Source organism: Phenylobacterium sp. (genome assembly GCF_030654915.1).
GTDB lineage: Bacteria > Pseudomonadota > Alphaproteobacteria > Caulobacterales > Caulobacteraceae > Phenylobacterium.
On record NZ_JAURWM010000362.1, the window covers coordinates 1 to 1,137 of the forward strand.

Below are 1,137 nucleotides of genomic sequence, written 5' to 3' on the forward strand. Positions count from 1 at the left end.
TCCTCAAGAAGAACCCCGACGGCACCGGCGGCCTGCTGGAGCGCAGCGGTTGGGAGACCTATTCAATCGTCGGGGCGGTCACGATCTTCACGATCATCCTGATCTCGTCCACGGCGACCCACCACCAGATCCCTTATCTGCGACAGCCGCCGGCCCGGAAAATCACCATTCCGGCCATGCTGCGCGAAGTCGGTGCCACCCTGAACAACCGCTCGTTCGTGGTGCTGGCCATCTCGGGCATGTTCATGAACGTGTCGCTGGGTCTGAAGACCGCGCTCGAGCTCTACTTCAACCTCTATTTCTGGGGCCTGACCCAGGGCCAGCTCGCGTTCATGACCGTGACCGGCGTGCTCGCCAGCATCATCGGCGTGACCCTGGCCCCGATCATCGCCGGCAAGATCGGCAAGCGCTACGCGGCCATCACCATGTTCTTCGGCGCGGTGATCGCGCTGTTGCTGCCGATCGGCCTGCGCATCATCGGCGTCATGCCGGCCAATGGCACCAACCTGCTGTTCGGCATCCTGATCATCGACTTCATGGCCAACGGCATCATGGCGATCATGACCGGCGTCATGCTGCAGTCGATGATCGCCGACGTGGTCGAGGACAGCGAGGTCAAGACCGGCCGCCGTTCCGAGGGCCTGCTGTTCTCCGCCGACAACCTCTTCAAGAAGATCGTCTCCGGCGTCGGGGTCGGCGTCTCAGGCGTGCTGCTGACCTATGTGGCCTTCCCGCAGGGCGCCAAGCCCGGCGAGGTGGACCCCGACATGCTGCGCAACCTGGCGCTTATCTACCTGCCGACCATCGGGGCGTTCTACGCCGTCGCGATCAGTTGCTTGTTCCTCTACAAGATCGACAAGTCGGTCCACGAAGAGAACCTGCGCATCCTGCAGGAAGGTGTGCTCGAGACCCGCACGACCGACGCCCAGATCGAAGGTGGCAGCCCCGCGGCCACCGGCCCGGCCGGCGATCTGAGCCCTGTAGCCCCCCGACCTTAGCGCTCGCCGGCGAAGCCCCACGCCGGTTTGAGCCAGAAAGCACGACAAAACAATCGACTAGGGCGCGGCTCCGATTCCATCGGAGCCGCGCCCTAGAGGTACGGCGAACTCCGCTCATCGAACTGCTTGCCAGGATCGA

Annotated in this window: 1 protein-coding gene; it reads left to right on the top strand. The window is 63.9% G+C overall.

Going from position 1 to position 1,137, the window contains the following annotated elements; all coding sequences use genetic code 11:
• A partial coding sequence (locus Q7T84_RS18490) for an MFS transporter (RefSeq protein WP_304811827.1) occupies positions 1 to 998 on the top strand: 998 nt, incomplete at its 5' end.
• Positions 999 to 1,137 lie beyond the last annotated feature (139 nt).